Origin of the sequence: Enterobacter cloacae complex sp. FDA-CDC-AR_0132 (assembly GCF_003010695.1) — a bacterium.
Classification (GTDB): domain Bacteria; phylum Pseudomonadota; class Gammaproteobacteria; order Enterobacterales; family Enterobacteriaceae; genus Enterobacter; species Enterobacter ludwigii.
This window is the reverse complement of the sequence record NZ_CP027618.1, coordinates 1,811,483-1,831,695: the sequence shown is the minus strand read 5'-3', so window position 1 is coordinate 1,831,695 and position 20,213 is coordinate 1,811,483. Positions and strand designations below refer to the sequence as shown.

Sequence of the window (20,213 nt, the reverse complement as noted above, 5' to 3'; positions counted from 1 at the left end):
AAGTTAGCCATGTTTGAAAAGCGTCACCGCATCACGTTGTTATTCAATGCCAACAAAGCCTACGACCGTCAGGTGGTGGAGGGCGTTGGTGAATATTTGCAGGCGTCGCAATCCGAGTGGGATATTTTTATCGAAGAAGATTTCCGAACCCGTCTCGAAAACATCAAAGAGTGGCTGGGCGATGGGGTCATCGCTGACTACGACGACCCCGTCATTGAGCAATTGCTGACTGACGTCGACGTTCCGATTGTCGGCGTCGGCGGCTCTTACCATGCGCCCGAGCACTATCCGCCGGTCCACTATATCGCCACCGATAACCATGCCCTGGTTGAGACCGCCTTCCTGCATTTGAAAGAGAAAGGCGTCCATCGCTTCGCGTTTTATGGTTTACCGTCAACCAGCGGCAAGCGCTGGGCAGTTGAGCGCGAACATGCTTTCTGCCAGCTTGTCGCGCAGGAGAAGTACCGCGGCGTGGTTTATCAGGGGCTGGAGACCGCGCCGGAGAACTGGCAGCACGCGCAAAACCGACTGGCGGACTGGCTGCAAACCCTGCCGCCGCAAACCGGCATCATTGCCGTCACGGATGCTCGTGCCCGCCACGTCTTGCAGGTCTGCGAACATTTACACATTCCGGTGCCGGAAAAACTGTGCGTCATTGGCATCGATAACGAGGAGCTGACGCGTTACCTCTCTCGCGTGGCGCTCTCGTCCGTGGCACAGGGTACGCGTCAGATGGGCTATCAGGCGGCGAAGTTACTGCATCGTCTGCTGGATAAAGAAGCGTTGCCGCTTCAGCGCTTACTGGTTCCCCCTGTCCGTGTAGTCGAACGCCGTTCAACGGATTACCGCTCCTTAAGCGACCCGGCAGTTATTCAGGCCATGCACTACATTCGCAACAACGCCTGCAAAGGGATTAAGGTCGATCAGGTGCTGGACTCGGTGGGCATTTCCCGTTCGAATCTGGAGAAGCGGTTTAAAGAGGAAGTGGGCGAAACCATTCATGCGGTCATCCACGCCGAGAAACTGGAGAAAGCACGCAGCCTGCTGATCTCCACCTCATTGTCGATCAACGAAATCTCACAGATGTGCGGTTACCCGTCGCTGCAATATTTTTATTCGGTGTTCCGAAAGGAGTATGAAAGTACGCCAAAAGAGTACCGGGAGCGTCACAGCGAAGTGATGATGTAGAAAAAAGAGAAAAGAAAACGCCTTCCGATGGAAGGCGTTTTTTTTGAATTACATATGTGCGGCGATTAAGCGCTGGTTATCCTGGTACATCGCGAACAGATAGTTGTTATAGCTCTGTCCCTTGGTCGAATAACCTTTCAGCTTGTGGATCATCGTGCTGGCCGTCACTTCCTGATCCGCTTTACGCAGCTGAGCGCGCGATTTACGGAACGATGAGTAGGCCGGATGCGTGTTCAGATTCACCACGTAGGCATTCACGGAATCTTTCACCGATTCAAACTGAGAATAACCTTTCACCTTACCTGGAGCATTGTTACAACGACCCTTGATACATTTCATACCAAACAGGTTGTTGTTGTTACGCGCCAGTTTCGAGGTGCCCCAGCCACTTTCGGCTGCAGCCATGGTCGCAACCATGCTCCCCGGGATAATGTCGACACGCTCTAAGAGAGAGTTCCACGGCACACGGCGCGTGTTACCGTTCCAGCTCACCTTGTAGCGTTTGGTGATATCTTTCAGACGCGCGCGTTCTGATGGCGACCAACGGCTGTCGTACTGTTTGGCAATCAACCAGTTACGATCCGCAGTAATCGCGGCGTTTTGACTTGTGATGTAAGGCATTACCGTCCGGAGAAACGCTTTTTTCCTTGGTGTTCCGGAAGGGTATTTTCGCAAATCAGGAAGTGAACTACTCTTTGCACTATTGCGAGAATACTCTTGTTTACTGCTAACCTTACTACTTGTCGTCTTTATTACGTGGGCTTTCTTACTCGTTGTATCCGTGTGCGTCTTCGCAAGCACCTCACCCGAAAATGCCATGGTGAGTAACATGAGTATCGCGGCCCCATATCGTCGAATGGGAGTCGATATCATTAGGTCTCCTGGTCGGATATAAACATTCCAACACCTTATTTTTTTCACAAATTTGAGAGCGGAATCTCAAATCATAACAAAAATAGACTGCAAGAGCACGTATAGAAATAGTCCAATTCCGAAACTATGTCACCTGAAACCTGCTCACATAAGCATCAATTCTGAAAAATTGTGCGCGAACTCGCAGATAACTTCCTAATTTTGCGCGGGATCACTCATCCTCGCGCGTCATCCTTGCAGAAAGCCCCGCGGGATGAGTTTTTACCCAACACCTGATGGCACACTGGTCAAAAATGCCGCGACAGGAAAATGGAATGAAACGCACCGCATTAGCTTTTCTGATGTTACCCGCACTGGCTCATGCTGACTGGTCATCACCGGGTTTCAACGCCTTTAGCGCCGAAGGCACCGGGATATTCACCAGCCAGGCAAAGCTTGCGAAGGGTACTCGCCCTCTTACGCTGAGTTTTGACAACACGTGCTGGCAGCCAACGGATGCGATAAAACTCAATGAGATGCTGTCGCTTAAAAAATGTGACGGCACGCCGCCGCAGTGGCGACTGTTCCGCGACGGCGAGTATCAGATGCGTGTCGATACCCGCTCCGGTACGCCCACAATGATGCTGACTATTCAAAGCGCAGCGGAACCGTCGGTTGCAAACGTTACCCGCCAGTGTCCGAAGTGGGACGGTAAGCCCCTGACGCTTGAAGTTGGCAACGATTTCCCGGAAGGATCGGTGGTCCGTGATTTCTACAGCAAACAGACTGCAACAGTGCAGAATGGAAAAATCACCCTGCAACCCGCCGCCAACAGCAACGGCCTGCTGCTGCTTGAACGCGCCGAAACCGACAAACCTGCGCCGTTTAGCTGGCAAAACGCCACCGTCTATTTCGTGCTGACTGACCGCTTTGTCAACGGCGATCCCTCTAACGATAACAGCTATGGACGCCACAAAGATGGCATGCAGGAGATCGGCACCTTCCACGGTGGCGATCTCAAGGGGCTTACAACCCGGCTCGATTATTTACAGCAGCTGGGCGTGAATGCGCTCTGGATAAGCTCCCCGCTGGAGCAGATCCACGGCTGGGTTGGCGGTGGCACCAAAGGTGACTTCCCCCACTACGCCTATCATGGCTACTACACCCAGGACTGGACCACGCTTGATGCCAACATGGGCACCGAAGATGATTTACGCCACCTTGTCGATGAAGCGCATAAACGCGGTATCCGCATCCTGTTTGATATCGTCATGAACCACACGGGTTACGCGACGCTCGCAGACATGCAGGCGTTCCAGTTTGGGGCCCTTTATCTGCAGGGTGATGAACTGAAAAAAACGCTGGGCGAGCACTGGACGGACTGGAAGCCGGGAGCAGGCCAAAGCTGGCATAGCTTCAACGATTACATCAACTTCAGCGACAAAGCCGCCTGGGAAAAATGGTGGGGTAAAAAGTGGATCCGCACCGACATTGGCGATTATGACAATCCCGGCTTCGACGATTTAACCCTGTCGCTGGCGTTCCTGCCGGACCTGAAAACGGAGTCGACGACCCCTTCCGGTTTACCCAACTTCTACCAACATAAACCTGATACCCACGCGAAGACCATTTCGGGCTACACCCCGCGTGATTACCTGACCCACTGGCTCAGCCAGTGGGTACGTGACTATGGCATTGACGGTTTCCGTGTGGATACAGCAAAACACGTGGAACTCGAGGCCTGGCAGCAGTTGAAAGATCAGGCAAGCCAGGCGCTGGCAGCCTGGAAAGGCGCGAATCCCGACAAAAAACTCGACAATACCCCGTTCTGGATGACCGGCGAGTCATGGGGCCACGGCGTGATGCAAAGCGATTATTACCGCCACGGGTTTGACGCGATGATCAACTTTGATTATCAGGAGCAGGCAGCAAAAGCGGTAGATTGTCTGGCGGACATCGACCTGACCTGGCAGCAGATGGCGGAAAAACTGCAAAGCTTCAATGTCCTGAGCTATCTCTCGTCGCATGACACACGCCTTTTCCGTGAAGGCGGCCAGCGTGCCGCAGAGCTGCTCCTGCTCGCCCCGGGCAGCGTACAAATTTACTACGGCGATGAATCCGAGCGGCCATTCGGACCGACAGGGTCCGATCCATTACAGGGCACCCGCTCGGATATGAACTGGCAGGACGTGACGGGCAAGCAGGCCTTAACCGTCGCCCACTGGCAGGTTCTGGGCCAGTTCCGCGCCCGTCATCCCGCAATAGGTGAAGGCAAACAAACCACGCTGTCGCTGAAAGAAGGCTACGGCTTCGTTCGCGAGCACAATGGCGATAAGGTCATGGTGGTGTGGGCGGGTAATCAATAACGACGCCAACCGGTTCCCTCTCCCCCTCCGGGAGAGGGATATTTTACCAGAACAATCCACTACCTAAATACCTTCCCGCCACATAAAACAACAATCCCGACCGCATCTCTCGATTTGCACCAGCACGGTGCTAGCGTTATGGTTACCCACTTTCAAAATAAGCTCGACAGATCACCTGCTATGACGTTTTCACTTTTCGGCGACAAATTCACCCGCCATTCAGGCATTACTCGCCTGATGGAGGACCTCAACGACGGGCTGCGCACACCAGGCGCCATCATGCTCGGCGGCGGAAACCCGGCTCAAATCCCGGAGATGAACACCTATTTTCAGACGCTGCTGGCTCAGATGCTGGAAAGCGGGAAAGCAACCGATGCGCTTTGCAACTACGATGGCCCGCAGGGTAAAACCGAACTGCTGACACTGCTTGCTGAAATGCTGCGCAAAGAGCTGGGTTGGGATATCGAACCACAGAATATTGCACTGACAAACGGCAGTCAGAGCGCATTTTTCTACTTGTTTAATCTGTTCGCAGGCCGTCGTGCCGACGGCACTACCAAAAAAGTGCTGTTCCCGCTGGCGCCAGAGTACATCGGCTATGCCGATTCCGGCCTCGAAGAGGATCTGTTCGTCTCGGCGCGCCCGAATATTGAGCTGCTGCCAGAAGGCCAGTTCAAATATCACGTCGACTTTGAACATCTGCATATTGGTGAAGAGACGGGCATGATCTGCGTATCACGTCCAACCAACCCAACGGGCAACGTCATCACCGACGACGAACTGATGAAGCTGGATGCGCTGGCGAATCAGCACGACATCCCGCTGGTGATTGATAACGCTTATGGCGTGCCGTTCCCGGGGATCATCTTCAGCGAAGCACGTCCGCTGTGGAACCCTAACATCGTCCTGTGTATGAGCCTTTCCAAGCTGGGTCTGCCGGGCAGCCGTTGCGGGATCATCATCGCCAATGAAAAAATCATCACCGCCATTACCAACATGAACGGCATTATCAGCCTTTCCCCGGGGGGAATCGGCCCAGCGATGATGTGTGAAATGATCAAACGTAATGACCTGCTGCGCCTGTCGAACGAGGTTATCAAGCCGTTCTATTACCAGCGGGTACAGGAAACGATCGCCATTCTTCGCCGCTACTTACCGGAAGAACGCTGCCTGATCCACAAACCTGAAGGGGCAATTTTCCTGTGGCTGTGGTTTAAGGATCTGCCGATCACCACCGAGCTTCTCTACCAGCGCCTGAAAAAGCGCGGCGTGTTGATGGTGCCGGGTGATTACTTCTTCCCGGGTCTGGATAAGCCGTGGCCGCATACGCATCAGTGCATGCGCATGAACTACGTGCCCGATCCGGAGAAAATCGAAGCGGGCGTGAAAATTCTCGCCGAAGAGATCGAGTACGCCTGGCGCGAAGATAGCTAGTAACGCGTTACGCCAGATTATGCAGCCGTTCGGTGCGTAATCTGGCGGGGTCAACACAGCGCAGCGCGTGGGTTGGGCACGCCTCCACACAGGCGGGTCCAGCCTCGCGATCTGCGCACAAATCACATTTCACCGCCTGAACGCGGTTCCCCACCCGCTGAACCTGCATTGCCCCAAACGGGCACGCTACCACACAACTTTTACAGCCAATACAGCGCGCCGGCTCCACCCGCCAGGCACCCGCGGTGTGGCGAATCGCCTGTGTCGGACAAACAGTGGCACAAGGGGCATCTTCACACTGATGGCAGCCCACAGCCGTAGTGAATGCGCCGCCTTTGACCACCCGAATGCGGGGCGTAAACGCGCCTGCAGAAAGCATTCCCTGATGCGACACCACGCAGGCCACTTCGCAGGTACGGCAGCCAATGCATTTTTCCGTATCAGCCAGGATAAATCGGTTCATCTGTCACGCTCCGCGCACGTTAAAACCCAGCTCTTTTGAGATAGCCTCTGCCGTTTCCCGCAGCGGTTTCAGCAGGTTTTTTTCACCAATTTGCTTCATGCGGGACGTCGAGAGCGAAATGGAGATCGCGTACGGCACGCGGCCATGAATATCAAACACCGGTACGGCAAGACAGGAGACGCCCAGCTCGTTCTCTTCTTTATCCATCGCCATGCTGTGCTCGCGGATTTCCGCCAGCTCGTCATACATCGCGCTCAGCTCAGTAATCGTGTTGCGGGTGAGCGGCTGGATCTGCTCCTGATGGCTCTGCCAGTAGCTCGCCACATAGTCCTGATGACCAAACGCCATGTAGATTTTGCCCATCGCCGAACAATAGAGCGGCATATGCTGACCGATGTAAGCACGCGTGCGCAGCATACCGGTTGTGGGCTCCAGCTTATAAATCAGAATGGCGTGATCGTCCTCGCGGCTTGAGAAGTTCACCGTCTCACCGGTGGCGATATTCAGCGTCTCAAGGTGCGGGGCCGCCACGTGAATGATATTCAGCGACGACAGCGCCTTTTGCCCGACGGCGATAAATTTGGTGGTCAGGCGGTAGCTGCCCGCCGCAGGCGCCGGGGTAACGTATCCGCACGACTGTAATCCCTGCAGTAAGCGGTGCACGGTGCTTTTATTCAGCCCTGCCAGTTCCGATAAATGGGCCAACGGACACCCGTTCGGGTAGTTGCTGAGGATCTCAATCAGCATCAGGCCGCGAAACAAGCTCTGGCTACCTGCTGGCCTCTCTTTTTCTTGCGTCATTTCGCTCTCTTTCGTGCTCATCCAATGGCTCCTTTTTATCGCGCCCTGATGGTAGCGCAAAGTGTGGTTCAGTTCACGATCTCAACAGAAAAAACACAACCAGTTGATTTTAATCGATTTTGAAAATCATGAATGTCGTTGATCTGGCAAAATTTGATCGCTATATTTGAAATCAGATTTCGCATAGTGAAATTTAGCGATAAAAAAGCACTCGCACTTGCCCCGACAAAAACAGGAGAACAGGGATGAAAGTGACCTTTGAAGAGTTAAAAGCGGCGTTCAGGCGGGTCCTGGTCGATCGCGGCGTAAAAGCGGACACCGCCGACGCCTGCGCGGAGATGTTTGCCCGCACCACGGAATCGGGCGTCTATTCACACGGGGTTAACCGCTTCCCTCGCTTCATTCAGCAGCTTGATGCCGGCGACATCATTCCTGATGCCCAGCCAACACGGGTGACCTCGCTGGGTGCCATCGAACAGTGGGATGCCCGACGTTCCATTGGCAACCTGACGGCGAAAAAGATGATGGATCGCGCCACCGAACTGGCCGCCGACCACGGTATCGGCCTGGTGGCACTGCGAAACGCCAACCACTGGATGCGCGGCGGCAGCTACGGCTGGCAGGCCGCAGAGAAGGGGTACATCGGGATCTGCTGGACTAACTCCATTGCCGTCATGCCAGCCTGGGGCTCAAAAGCGTGCTGCATCGGCACTAACCCTCTGATCGTGGCGATTCCGTCTACGCCGATCACAATGGTCGATATGTCGATGTCAATGTTCTCCTACGGCATGCTGGAAGTGAATCGCCTGGCCGGACGCACGTTGCCGGTGGATGGGGGCTTTGACGATGAAGGGCACCTCACCAGAGAACCTGGTGTGATCGAGAAAAACCGCCGCATTCTGCCGATGGGCTACTGGAAAGGATCGGGCTTATCCATCGTACTCGACATGATCGCAACCCTGCTCTCCAACGGATCCTCCGTTGCGGAAGTGACCCAGGACAACAGCGACGAATATGGCGTGTCACAAATCTTTATCGCCATTGAGGTCGATCGTTTGATCGACGGACCCACCCGCGATGCCAAACTGCAGCGCATCATGGACTTTATCATCAACGCCGAGCGGGCTGATGACAACGTCGCGGTTCGACTGCCGGGTCATGAATTCACACGTCTGCTCGAAGAGAACCGCCGCAACGGCATCACCATTGACGACAGCGTGTGGGCGAAAATCCAGTCTCTGTAAGGAGTGGGCCATGATTTTAGGACATATTTCGCAGCCAAATCCGTGTCGCCTGCCGCGGGCGATAGAGAAAGCGCTCGATTTTCTGCGCACCACGGATTTCACGGCGCTGGCACCTGGCGTGGTGGACATTGACGGACGTAACATCTTTGCTCAGGTGCTCGACCTCACCACCCGGACGTGGGATGAGAACCGTCCCGAAGTGCACCGTCGCTATCTGGACATACAGTTTCTGGCATGGGGTGAAGAGAAAATCGGTGTCGCCATTGATACCGGCAATAACGAAATAAGCGAATCGCTGCTGGAACAGCGGGATATTATTTTTTATCACGGCAGCGAAAATGAATCTTTTATAGAAATGACGCCCGGCAGTTACGCCATATTTTTTCCGCAGGATGTTCACCGTCCTGCCTGCATTAAAAATAAGGTATCGGCAATTCGTAAAATTGTGGTGAAAGTAGCAATCAGCGAAATAGATTAATTTTCTGAACTCTATTGGGAATGCGAAATGACTAACACCGGTTTTATAATTGGTGCGTACCCCTGCGCACCCTCGTTTCACCAGCAAGGGGAACAAGAAGAGCAGGACTTCTGGCGAGCGCTTTCCGACACGCCAGATATTCGCGGGCTGGAGCAACCGTGTCTTGAGGATCTCCATCCGTTGGGTGACGAATGGCTGTTCCGCCATACGCCGGGAGACTGGCAAATGGTGGTTACCGCGGTGATGGAAACCATGCGCCGCCGCGGCACAAATGGCGCGTTTGGCCTGGCCTCTGCCGATGAAGAACAGCGCAAAGCCTGCGTTGACTATTACCGCCATCTGCTGCGAAAGATTGATGCCATCAATACTCGCTTTCCAGGCAAAATTATTGCCCTGGAGATGCAAGCCGCGCCGCAGGCGGGAAACCCGTCTGTTGAACAAGCTACCGCTGCGTTTTCCCGTTCTGTACGTGAAATCACCTCATGGGACTGGTCATGCGACCTGGTGCTTGAACACTGCGATGCCATGACCGGCCCCGCGCCACGCAAGGGGTTTTTGCCCTTAGCGCAGGTGCTTGAGGTGGTGAAAGAAACGGATATCAGCGTATGCATCAACTGGGCGCGGTCGGCTATCGAAGGACGCAATACCGCGCTGCCGCCTGAACATGTTAAAGCCGCACTTGAGGCCGGGAAGCTGGGCGCACTGATGTTCTCCGGGACCTCCGTTCGCGGAGCGTACGGCGAATGGCAGGATCTGCACGCGCCATTTTCCCCGTTCTGTGCCGACAGTTTAATGACCACCGAACAGGTAAAAGCACTTTTTACTGCGGCGAGCGCCGCAACATTGAAATTCTCCGGTATTAAATTACTGGAAATAAATGCTAATGCTAACGTCAGCCATCGCATCGCTATTTTGCGCGACGGCATTAGTGAAATGAAAAAAGCAACGCAATAACAATAAAAATCTTATTCCGGTTACATTCACTGAGATATTAAATATGAATATTTCTACTCATGCTCTACAAGCGGATATTCCGCGCCAGCGCTGGTTAAGAATCATTCCGCCTATTCTTATCGCCTGTATTATTTCATATATGGACCGCGTGAATATCGCATTTGCGATGCCAGGCGGTATGGATGAAGAGTTAGGTATCTCTGCCACCATGGCAGGCCTGGCGGGTGGGATCTTCTTTATCGGTTATCTGTTCCTGCAGGTGCCCGGCGGCAAGATTGCCGTGCATGGCAGCGGTAAGAAGTTTATTGGCTGGTCGCTGGTTGCCTGGGCGGTGATTTCGGTCCTGACCGGCGTTGTGACCAACCAGTATCAACTGCTGGCACTGCGCTTCTTACTCGGTGTGGCAGAAGGCGGGATGCTGCCTGTGGTGCTCACGATGATCAGTAACTGGTTCCCGGACGCCGAACGCGGCCGCGCCAATGCGATTGTCATCATGTTTGTTCCCATTGCGGGGATCATCACCGCACCCCTGTCGGGCTGGATTATCACCGCACTCGACTGGCGCTGGCTGTTCATCATTGAAGGGCTGATGTCCATTGTGGTGCTGGTGCTCTGGGTGTTCACCGTCTACGACCGCCCGCAGGAAGCTCGCTGGATCTCCGAGGCCGAGAAAAATTATCTGATACAAACGCTGGCCGCAGAACAGCAGGCTATTGCCGGAAAAGCGGTGAAAAATGCCTCGCTGAGTGCGGTTCTGTCCGACAAAACCATGTGGCAGCTGATTGCCCTGAACTTCTTCTACCAGACCGGGATTTACGGTTACACCCTCTGGCTGCCAACCATTCTCAAAGAGCTGACGCATACCAGCATCGGCCAGGTGGGAATGCTCGCCATCCTGCCTTATGTCGGCGCCATTGCGGGCATGTTCCTGTTCTCCTCACTGTCTGACCGTACCGGCAAGCGCAAGCTGTTCGTCTCCCTGCCGCTGATTGGCTTCGCGCTCTGCATGTTCCTCTCCGTGGCGTTGAAAGAGAACATCTGGCTGGCCTATGCCGCGCTGGTGGGCTGTGGCTTCTTCCTGCAGTCCGCTGCGGGTGTGTTCTGGACGATTCCGGCGCGCCTGTTCAGCGCAGAGATGGCCGGTGGCGCTCGCGGCGTGATTAACGCCCTGGGTAACCTCGGTGGGTTCTGCGGCCCTTACGCGGTGGGCGTGCTGATCACCCTCTACAGCAAAGATGCCGGGGTGTACTGCCTCGCGGTTTCACTGGCGCTGGCCTCGCTGCTCGCCCTGATGCTACCGGCGAAATGCGATGCCGGAGCGGAACCCAACCCCGGCGTGAACCCGCATAAGCACGCAGCCTGATCCCCCCGCCCTCTCCTGAAGAGAGGGCGTAAGACAAGAGAGTCAACGATGAGTGAAAAAGAGCCCTTCTGGCTGGGTATCGATTGTGGCGGAACGTATTTGAAAGCCGGTCTGTACACCCGCCAGGGCCAGGAAGTCTGTATTGAGCGCCGCTCGGTTGCCACACTCAGCCCACACGCAGGCCACGCTGAGCGGGATATGCACCAACTCTGGCAGCAGTGCCACGCCACCGTCGCCCTGCTGCTTAAAAAGGCCGGCATCGGCGGCGCACAAATCAAAGGCGTCGGGATATCAGCTCAGGGTAAAGGACTGTTTTTACTGGACAAGTATGACCAGCCGCTCGGCAACGCCATGCTCTCCTCTGACCGCCGGGCGCTGGAGATTGTACAGCGCTGGCAGCAGGACGGTATTCCTGAAAAGCTTTATCCGCATACGCGCCAGACGTTATGGACGGGGCATCCCGCCTCCCTCCTGCGCTGGGTGAAAGAGAATGAACCGCACCGTTATCAGCAGATTGGCTGTGTGATGATGGCGCACGACTACCTGCGCTGGTGCCTCACCGGCGTTAAAGGGTGTGAAGAGAGCAACATCTCTGAATCCAATCTCTACAACATGAACACCGGGCAGTACGACCCGCAGCTCACACGCTGGCTCGGCATCGATGAAATTGACGGCGCAATGCCGCCGATCGTCGGTTCAGCAGAAATTTGCGGGGAAATCACCGCTCAGGCCGCCGCCCTGACCGGTCTCGCAGCGGGTACACCCGTTGTGGGGGGGCTGTTTGATGTGGTTTCCACCGCGATCTGCGCCGGGTTACATGACGACAGCACGCTCAACGCCGTGATGGGCACCTGGGCTGTCACCAGCGGGATCGCCAACGGTATAGGCCATAACGAGCCGTATCCCTATGTGTATGGGCGCTACGTTCATCCGCAGCACTACATCGTTCACGAAGCCAGCCCCACCTCGTCCGGTAACCTCGAATGGCTGACCACACAGTGGGGCGACATGTCATTCGATGCGATCAACCAGGCCGTGGCCAGCCTGCCGAAAGCCGGAAGCGATCTGCTCTTCCTGCCGTTCCTCTATGGCAGCAACGCCGGGCTGGAGATGACCTGCGGGTTTTACGGCATGCAGGCCCTGCATACTCGCGCGCATCTGTTGCAGGCGGTCTATGAAGGTGTGGTCTTCAGCCACATGACCCATCTTAACCGCATGCTAGCGCGCTTCACGCACGTGCAGGCATTGCGCGTAACCGGCGGCCCTGCCCATTCAGATGTGTGGATGCAAATGCTCGCGGACGTCAGCGGTCTGGCAATAGAACTGCCACAGGTCGAAGAGACCGGCTGTTCCGGCGCGGCGCTGGCCGCGCTGGTGGGTACCGGCGTTTATCCCGATTTCCGAACCGCGCAGCAGGCTGTCAGACATCACATTCGCGTCATCACACCCGACAAGCATGCCCATGCGGCCTACCAGCGCAAGTATCAGCGCTACCAGCTACTGATTTCAGCACTACAGGGCTATCACGCCCATGTTAAGGAGCACGACCTATGAGCCGACCATTACTGCAGCTGGCGCTCGACCATACCTCACTTCAGGCCGCACAGCGCGACGTCGAGCGGCTTGCGGATCACGTCGATATCATCGAAGCAGGCACCATTTTGTGTCTCACCGAAGGGCTTAATGCCGTGCGCGCACTGCGCCAGCAGTGTCCGAAAAAAACGATCGTGGCTGACTGGAAAGTGGCCGATGCCGGAGAAACGCTGGCTGAACAGGCGTTTGGCGCAGGCGCGAACTGGATGACCATCATCTGCGCCGCGCCGCTGGCAACCGTCGAGAAGGGTCACGAGGTGGCTCTGCGCTGCGGCGGGGAAATTCAGATGGAGCTGTTTGGTCACTGGACGCTGGATGATGCGCGTGAATGGTACCGTATCGGGGTCACACAGGCCATTTATCACCGTGGGCGCGACGCACAGGCCAGCGGCCAGCAGTGGGGCGAGGCGGATCTCGCCAGCATGAAAGCCCTCTCGGATATCGGCCTGCAGCTCTCGATCACCGGCGGCATTACCCCCGCCGACCTGCCGCTGTTTAAGCAGATCAATGTGAAAGCGTTTATTGCCGGACGGGCACTGACAGGCGCGGCTAACCCACCGCAGGTGGCCCATGCATTCCATTCACACATCCGCGACATCTGGGGGGAGTCACCATGCGTCAGCATCCGTTAGGTATCTACGAAAAAGCGCTGCCGAAAGCGCTCACCTGGCCAGAGCGCCTGGTGCTGGCAAAAAGCTGCGGATTTGATTTTGTCGAGATGTCGATCGATGAAACTGATGAGCGTTTGTCCCGCCTTGAATGGAACACCGCGCAGCGCGCCTCTCTGGTTGAGGCGATGCTGGAAACCGGGGTCGCGATCCCGTCGATGTGTCTGTCTGCCCACCGCCGTTTCCCGTTTGGTAGCCGGGACGAGACCGTCCGCGAGCGCGCACGCGCCATCATGACCAAAGCCATCCGTCTGGCGCGCGATCTCGGTATTCGCACCATCCAGCTTGCCGGGTATGACGTCTATTACGAAGAACATGACGAAGGTACCCGGCAACGCTTTGCCGAAGGGCTGGCATGGGCCGTGGAGCAGGCCGCCGCCGCGCAGGTCATGCTGGCAGTGGAGATCATGGATACCGCGTTTATGAACTCCATCAGCAAATGGAAAAAGTGGGACGAAATGCTCGCTTCACCATGGTTCAGCGTTTATCCGGACGTCGGCAACCTGAGCGCGTGGGGTAACGATGTGGCCGCCGAGCTGACGCTGGGCATCGATCGCATCGCCGCCATCCACCTGAAAGATACCCAGCCCGTGACTGAACAAAGCCCCGGACAGTTTCGTGACGTACCGTTCGGCGAGGGGTGCGTCGATTTCGTGGGCATATTTAACACGCTGAATCAGCTCAATTATCGCGGCGCATTTCTGATTGAAATGTGGACTGAAAAAGCCAAAGAGCCGGTACTGGAAATCATCCAGGCACGCCGCTGGATTGAAGCCCGGATGCAGGAAGGAGGGATGACATGTTAGAACAACTCAAAGCCGAGGTCCTGGCGGCAAACCTGGCGCTGCCCGCCCACCAGCTGGTGACTTTCACCTGGGGCAACGTCAGTGCGGTGGATCGTGAACGCGGCCTGATGGTGATTAAACCCTCCGGCGTGGAGTATGACGTGATGTCCGCAGAGGATATGGTGGTGGTGGACATTGCCACGGGCCAGGTGGTCGAGGGGGTTAAAAAACCCTCTTCCGACACGCCAACCCACCTGGCGCTGTATCGCCGTTACCCTGAAATTGGCGGCATTGTGCATACCCATTCCCGTCATGCCACTGTCTGGGCGCAGGCAGGGCAGGATTTACCGGCATGGGGTACCACGCACGCTGACTATTTTTATGGTGCGATCCCCTGCACGCGGTTGATGACCCCGGCTGAAATTGCGGGTGAATACGAATACCAGACCGGCGAAGTCATCATCAAAACCTTTGAGGAGCGCGACGTAAACCCGATGCAGATCCCGGCGGTGCTGGTGCATTCTCACGGCCCGTTCACCTGGGGAAAAAATGCGGCCGATGCGGTACATAACGCTGTGGTGCTGGAAGAGTGCGCCTTTATGGGGCTGTTTTCACGCCAGCTTGCGCCACAGCTACCGACGATGCAGCAGGAACTGCTCGATAAACATTACCTGCGCAAGCATGGAGCAAATGCCTACTACGGGCAGTGATCACCCGGAATTAATATGCTCCTTACAGTACCGCCGTTTCCAGACGGCGGGCGTTAAGCCGGTATGCTTTGAAAATATCTGCCGGAAATACCCGACATCATTAAAACCGCAGCGGGTTGCCACTTCGGTCAGGGACGCGGAGTCGTTCAGCAACAGCTTTTCTGCCGCCCTGACGCGCTGGCGATGGATCGCCTCCGTCAGGGTTAAGTGAAAGGTCCGGCGAAATACGCGTCCCAGATAATCGGCATTGCAGTGCAAGGCTTTTGCCAGTTGCGATGTGGAAAGCGGCAGATGAAACTGCGTGCGAATAAGCTGTTTTGCCTTCCATGCCATGGCCGCGCCGGCTTCATCGGCTCTGTCTTCATAACCTGAAGAGATCGACACTTGCTGTAAAATCAGCAGCAAAATCATTTCCAGCGCCACGCTTCGCTGTAATTTTTCCTGCTCACTCAGGAATTGCCGGAATAGCGCAATCACATATTGAGCATCGCGCACGCAGCAATGTTGTTCAATGGCCACCGGAAAAGCATGTGGCAAAGGCGACGATTGTGCTTCGACCTCAAAATGCAGCCAGTAGAACCGCAGGTCCGCCGGGAAATCTTCTGTCCCCACGTGTCGACGCGCCGGCCAGAGCAGTAAGCTCTCTCCCGCTTTCACTTCAAAGAGCGTGTTTTCTTCCTGGATCGTTAATGTCCCTTTTTCGACGAAGATAATCTCCCACGAGGTTAATTTGCGCGCCGGATGCCGGCCCACGCCCCGGGAAATAAAGAGCCCACCATTTTGCACTTTAATCGGAAGCGCTATGGATAATTCAAGCATGGATATTCACCATTCCGCTCTGATTGCCATTAATATTCATCTTATGCTTTGATTATTAATGAATATCTTCCTGCCTTCCCGATCGAAATCACAAATTTATCATCAGGTCGGAATCGTCACCTTTTTATACTTTTCCCTTCCCTTGTTGGCCTGAGCGTTCGGTGCAGAATGAATGGGGTACCTTGCATAAATACGATAAAAATCGATTACCGAGGAGTTACCTCATGACTTCCACACCGATTACAGAATCACAGGTCGTACAAGGGGCTATGGATGACCGCCTGTCAGTCCGCGAAAAAATAGGCTACGGCCTGGGTGACGCGGGTGGCACGGTCATTACCTGCCTGATCATGAATTTTCTTACCTTCTTCTACACCGACGTTTTTGGTCTGACGCCTGCGCTCGTTGGCACGCTGTTTATTGCCCTGCGCGTGTTTGACGCCATTTCCGATCCGGTGATGGGGGTGATTGCCGACCGAACACAAAGCCGTTGGGGGCGTTTTCGCCCGTGGCAGCTGTGGGTGGCGCTTCCTGTCGGGGTTATCGGTGTACTGACCTTCACCGTGCCTGACGCCAGCATGGGGGTGAAAATCGCCTGGGCGTTTGGTACCTATCTGCTGTTGTCAGTGGGCTATACCGCCATCAACGTGCCCTACTGCGCGCTGATCAACACCATGACCACCCGCCACAGCGAGGTCATCTCCTGTCAGTCATGGCGCTTTGTGCTGTGCGGTGTGGCGGGCTTTTTGGTCTCTGTTGGCCTGCCGTGGCTGGTCGCAGCGCTGGGCGAGGGCAACGCCGCGCGAGGCTATCAGCTCGGCGTTGGGGTGTTGTGCGCCATCGCCGTGGTGATGTTCCTCTGCTGCTTCTTCTGGGTGCGTGAGCGCGTCCCGCTGGCGCTGATGGGCAAATTCACCTTAAGCGAGCATCTGGCCGGCCTGCGCAACAACGATCAGCTCCTGCTGATGCTGGTGATGTCATTCCTGCTGATCAACGTCTTCAACATTCGTGGCGGCGGCTACATGTACTTCATCACCTACGTGCTCCAGGGCAGTACCGCTTATACCTCGCTGTTCTTCACGATGGTGACCTTTGCCGCCATTCTCGGCGCGGTGATCGTGAATCCCCTTTCTCGCCGGATTGATACCGTCAAACTCTATTACTACACCAACCTCGTGCTGGCCGCGCTCGCGGCGGGAATGTGGTTTCTGCCAGGCGGTCCGGCTCATCAGATGCTCTGGCTGATCGTTATTCTGAGTAACGGTGTCATTCTCGGTTTTACCCTGCCCCTGCACTTTTCGCTGATGGCATTTGCAGATGACTATGGTGAGTGGAAAAACGGGGTACGTTCATCTGGCATGAACTTCGCTTTCAATCTGTTTTTCATCAAGCTCGCCTGGGCGTCCAGCGCCGGGATCATCAGCCTGGTGTTTATCGCCGTCGCCTACCAGCCGGGCGCGGGCAACCAGACGCCAGCCTCGTTACAGGGAATTACTGCGATGGAGACACTGCTCCCCGCCCTTTTCCACCTGCTGCTGGCGGTCTCAATCCGCTGGTGCAGACTCAACAATCCCATGATGTCGCGCATTGCCACCGATCTGCGCCAGCGTCACGTATCGTCCTGAGGAGAATGACATGTCCATAATGGAAGCCGACCTGCACACACTGAACATCAACGACCCGTTTCTCGGCCAGTATCAGCGGCTGGTGCGTGATGTGGTGATCCCCTACCAGTGGGATGCGCTAAACGATCGCGTTACCGAAGCCGAACCGAGCCACGCCATCACCAACTTCCGCATTGCGGCTGGGCTGGAACAGGGGGAGTTCTATGGAATGGTGTTTCAGGACAGCGACGTGGCGAAATGGCTGGAAGCCGTCGCGTGGTCGTTGTGCCAGAAGCCCGACCCGGAACGTGAAAAAACCGCCGATGAGGTGATTGAGCTGATTGCGGCGGCGCAGTGTGACGATGGCTATCTCAACACCTACTTCACGGTGAAAGCACCCGGTGAGCGCTGGACGAACCTTGCCGAATGCCACGAACTGTACTGCGCCGGACATATGATTGAAGCCGGCGTGGCCTATTTTCAGGGGACCGGAAAACGCCGTCTGCTGGAGGTGGTATGCAAACTGGCGGACCATATCGACCGGGTCTTTGGCCCCGGCGAGGAGCAGCTTCACGGTTATCCGGGCCATCCGGAAATTGAGCTGGCGCTGATGCGGCTTTACGACGTCACTCAGGAACCGCGTTACTTGGCCCTTGTGAAATATTTTATCGACACGCGCGGCACGCAGCCTCATTTCTACGATATCGAATATGAGAAACGGGGCCGGACATCGCACTGGAACACGTACGGCCCGGCGTGGATGGTCAAGGACAAAGCCTATAGCCAGGCGCATCAACCGCTTGCCGAACAACACACCGCCATCGGCCACGCGGTTCGATTTGTCTATCTGATGGCGGGCATGGCGCATCTTGCTCGCCTGAGTCATGACGAGGATAAACGCCAGGACTGCCTGCGGCTGTGGAATAACATGGCCCAGCGACAGCTCTATATTACCGGCGGGATCGGCTCGCAAAGCAGTGGCGAAGCCTTCAGCAGCGATTACGATTTGCCTAACGATACGGTATATGCCGAAAGCTGCGCCTCCATTGGCCTGATGATGTTTGCCCGCCGGATGCTGGAGATGGAAGCGGACAGCCAGTACGCCGACGTGATGGAGCGTGCCTTATACAACACGGTACTGGGCGGCATGGCGCTGGACGGTAAACATTTCTTCTATGTGAACCCGCTGGAGGTACACCCTAAAACACTGGCATTTAATCATGTCTACGACCACGTTAAGCCGGTTCGCCAGCGCTGGTTCGGCTGCGCCTGTTGCCCGCCCAATATCGCCCGCGTGCTCACTTCGCTGGGCCACTATCTCTATACCGTTCGTCAGAACGCGCTCTTTATCAACCTCTATGTGGGGAACGACGTCGCCATACCGGTAGATGAGGGCACCTTACAGCTACGGATTAGCGGTGATTATCCATGGCAGGAAGAGGTCAACATCGAGATCACCTCACCTGCCCCGGTGACCCACACGCTGGCACTACGTTTACCAGACTGGTGCACAAGCCCGGTCGTGTCACTGAACGGCGAAAGGGTCACGGGTGATGTCTCCCGGGGGTATCTGTACCTCACCCGCCGCTGGCAGGAGGGAGATACCCTTACGCTGACCTTACCCATGCCGGTCCGCCGCGTGTACGGTAACCCGCTGGTACGCCAGCAGGCCGGTAAAGTCGCGCTGCAGCGTGGCCCGCTGGTCTACTGCCTGGAAGAGGCCGACAATGGCGCGAACCTGCATAACCTCTCCCTGCCTGAGCAGAGCGAATTTCGGGTCTTTGAAGGAAAAGGGATCTTTGCGCACAAGATACTGATTCAGGCGGAGGGCATCGCGCGTCACGCTGATGAGGAAGGCACGCAGGCACTGTGGCAGTACGATCGCGCCCCGGTGCAGCGCCAGCCCCGGACGTTGACCTTTATTCCGTGGTTTAGCTGGGCAAACCGGGGAGAAGGGGAAATGCGGATTTGGGTGGATGAGGCCTGAAGGCATCTGTCCTGTCAGCCTCACCCCAACCCTCTCCCACAGGCGCGGGAGATAAAAACCGAGGCCGGGTAAGGCAATCGCCACCCGGCTTTAGATCAGAAACGCCAGGACATGCCGGTCATCAGCGCGAAACTGTCTTCGCGGTCGATCATCGGACTGTTCTTCATGTCGTCAGGTAACACGGTATAGACTGCGCTGGCGTTGATGAACAGATTCTGGGTTAACTGATATTTAGCCGCGAGCCCCACATACGGCGTCCAGCTATCACCTGCGGTGTATTCATTGAGGCCTGAGCGGCGAGACTCATTGCCGGATACGCCGTAGTAGTAATCGTTATAGCTTTCGTCGCTGTAGAAAATACCTACCGATGGCGTCAGCGTCAGACGTTCCATCCGAACCGGACGGAAGTATGAGATTTCACCGATCACGCCGCCGCTCTCATCCATCGCATCACCCGAGACCGCCACTTTCAGCGAGCCCCAGTGTTCATGGCGGTAGTACGCCCCGCCGAGAAACGCTGATGCTTTACGCTCATCGAGGTGTTTCATCTGAGCGTCGTCGTTATCTTCAGGATCAAATCGCAGTGGCATCCACGATGCGGTCATGCTGAATTCATTTTTTTCGTCTTTCCACAGGATCCATCCGCCGGTGGTCTGGCGAATATAAAACCGGTCGCCTTCATAGCTAATTAACGGTACCGCCGTGGTATTTTCGTTATATCCTTTATAAGGCGACTCATTAAATACAGCCCCCGCCCCAAGTGAAAAGTCACCAGCCATTGCAGATGATGTTGTAAATAACGTGGCTGCGATGAGTAAATTGTATTTAATAGTCATTACATGTAATCCATTTAGACGCCAAACAAGCGAGGCGAATAATAATGGTTACAAATTTGCCAATGCAA

At 55.7% G+C, this 20,213-nt stretch carries 18 protein-coding genes; 13 read left to right on the top strand and 5 right to left on the bottom strand.

From position 1 onward, the window contains the following. Positions 1-9: 9 nt before the first annotated feature. Positions 10-1,188 carry a D-xylose utilization transcriptional activator XylR gene (gene xylR, locus AM379_RS08895; protein WP_020882649.1) on the top strand — a complete coding sequence of 393 codons (1,179 nt, stop codon included), beginning with the start codon at positions 10-12 and terminating at the stop codon, positions 1,186-1,188. Between the two features lie 48 nt (positions 1,189-1,236). Here xylR and AM379_RS08890 read toward each other — a convergent pair whose 3' ends face one another. Continuing rightward, entirely contained in the window at positions 1,237-2,061 is an 825-nt protein-coding gene (locus tag AM379_RS08890) for a protein bax (protein ID WP_020882650.1), read from the bottom strand. 314 nt (positions 2,062-2,375) lie between these two features. On the opposite strand from AM379_RS08890, the gene AM379_RS08885 reads away from it, so the two are divergent. Both AM379_RS08885 and avtA read left to right on the top strand, forming a co-directional pair. After that, positions 2,376-4,406 carry an alpha-amylase gene (locus AM379_RS08885; RefSeq protein ID WP_106503619.1) on the top strand — a complete coding sequence of 677 codons (2,031 nt, stop codon included), beginning with the start codon at positions 2,376-2,378 and terminating at the stop codon, positions 4,404-4,406. A 180-nt stretch (positions 4,407-4,586) separates the two neighbouring features. Further along, entirely contained in the window at positions 4,587-5,840 is a 1,254-nt protein-coding gene (avtA, locus tag AM379_RS08880) for a valine--pyruvate transaminase (RefSeq protein WP_106503618.1), read from the top strand. 7 nt (positions 5,841-5,847) lie between these two features. On the opposite strand, the gene AM379_RS08875 is transcribed toward avtA, so the two are convergent. Both AM379_RS08875 and yiaJ read right to left on the bottom strand, forming a co-directional pair. Next, positions 5,848-6,303, bottom strand: a complete 456-nt coding sequence (locus tag AM379_RS08875) for a 4Fe-4S binding protein (RefSeq protein ID WP_032679988.1) — start codon at positions 6,301-6,303, stop codon at positions 5,848-5,850. Positions 6,304-6,306: 3 nt separating this feature from the next. Further along, positions 6,307-7,125: an IclR family transcriptional regulator YiaJ gene (gene yiaJ / locus AM379_RS08870; RefSeq protein ID WP_020882654.1), complete on the bottom strand. Its 819-nt coding sequence runs from the start codon at positions 7,123-7,125 to the stop codon at positions 6,307-6,309. A 224-nt stretch (positions 7,126-7,349) separates the two neighbouring features. Here yiaJ and yiaK point away from each other — a divergent pair, with 224 nt between their 5' ends. The 8 genes from yiaK to araD are packed head-to-tail and all read left to right on the top strand — an operon-like array spanning position 7,350 to position 14,899. Continuing rightward, entirely contained in the window at positions 7,350-8,348 is a 999-nt protein-coding gene (gene yiaK / locus AM379_RS08865; RefSeq protein WP_014168108.1) for a 3-dehydro-L-gulonate 2-dehydrogenase, read from the top strand. Between the two features lie 10 nt (positions 8,349-8,358). Then, positions 8,359-8,826: a YhcH/YjgK/YiaL family protein gene (locus tag AM379_RS08860; RefSeq protein ID WP_086462922.1), complete on the top strand. Its 468-nt coding sequence runs from the start codon at positions 8,359-8,361 to the stop codon at positions 8,824-8,826. A 27-nt stretch (positions 8,827-8,853) separates the two neighbouring features. Then, the gene (locus tag AM379_RS08855; RefSeq protein WP_047366260.1) at positions 8,854-9,780 is read left to right on the top strand and encodes a DUF4862 family protein; all 927 of its coding nucleotides are present in this window, start codon (positions 8,854-8,856) and stop codon (positions 9,778-9,780) included. Positions 9,781-9,823: 43 nt separating this feature from the next. After that, positions 9,824-11,143 (top strand): MFS transporter, encoded by a 1,320-nt coding sequence (locus AM379_RS08850; RefSeq protein ID WP_014168105.1) that lies wholly within the window; start codon positions 9,824-9,826, stop codon positions 11,141-11,143. Between the two features lie 48 nt (positions 11,144-11,191). Next, entirely contained in the window at positions 11,192-12,697 is a 1,506-nt protein-coding gene (locus AM379_RS08845) for an FGGY-family carbohydrate kinase (protein ID WP_106503617.1), read from the top strand. Continuing rightward, on the top strand, positions 12,694-13,368 hold the full coding sequence (gene ulaD, locus AM379_RS08840) for a 3-keto-L-gulonate-6-phosphate decarboxylase UlaD (protein ID WP_106503616.1): 675 nt from the start codon (positions 12,694-12,696) through the stop codon (positions 13,366-13,368). The genes AM379_RS08845 and ulaD overlap by 4 nt, the downstream gene beginning before the upstream one ends. Then, entirely contained in the window at positions 13,350-14,210 is an 861-nt protein-coding gene (locus AM379_RS08835) for an L-ribulose-5-phosphate 3-epimerase (protein WP_014168102.1), read from the top strand. Before ulaD ends, AM379_RS08835 begins: the two co-directional genes overlap by 19 nt. Beyond that, positions 14,204-14,899, top strand: a complete 696-nt coding sequence (araD, locus tag AM379_RS08830; RefSeq protein ID WP_014168101.1) for an L-ribulose-5-phosphate 4-epimerase — start codon at positions 14,204-14,206, stop codon at positions 14,897-14,899. The genes AM379_RS08835 and araD overlap by 7 nt, the downstream gene beginning before the upstream one ends. Here araD and AM379_RS08825 read toward each other — a convergent pair whose 3' ends face one another. Beyond that, a complete protein-coding gene (locus AM379_RS08825) occupies positions 14,900-15,718 on the bottom strand; it encodes a helix-turn-helix domain-containing protein (RefSeq protein WP_025206441.1) in 819 nt (272 codons plus the stop codon). 224 nt (positions 15,719-15,942) lie between these two features. Here AM379_RS08825 and AM379_RS08820 point away from each other — a divergent pair, with 224 nt between their 5' ends. Both AM379_RS08820 and AM379_RS08815 read left to right on the top strand, forming a co-directional pair. After that, positions 15,943-17,343 carry an MFS transporter gene (locus AM379_RS08820; RefSeq protein ID WP_106503615.1) on the top strand — a complete coding sequence of 467 codons (1,401 nt, stop codon included), beginning with the start codon at positions 15,943-15,945 and terminating at the stop codon, positions 17,341-17,343. A 10-nt stretch (positions 17,344-17,353) separates the two neighbouring features. Beyond that, complete coding sequence (locus tag AM379_RS08815) at positions 17,354-19,309, top strand: glycoside hydrolase family 127 protein (RefSeq protein ID WP_106503614.1); 1,956 nt, start codon at positions 17,354-17,356, stop codon at positions 19,307-19,309. Positions 19,310-19,404: 95 nt separating this feature from the next. On the opposite strand, the gene AM379_RS08810 is transcribed toward AM379_RS08815, so the two are convergent. Then, entirely contained in the window at positions 19,405-20,145 is a 741-nt protein-coding gene (locus AM379_RS08810) for a MipA/OmpV family protein (protein ID WP_106503613.1), read from the bottom strand. Positions 20,146-20,213: the final 68 nt, after the last annotated feature.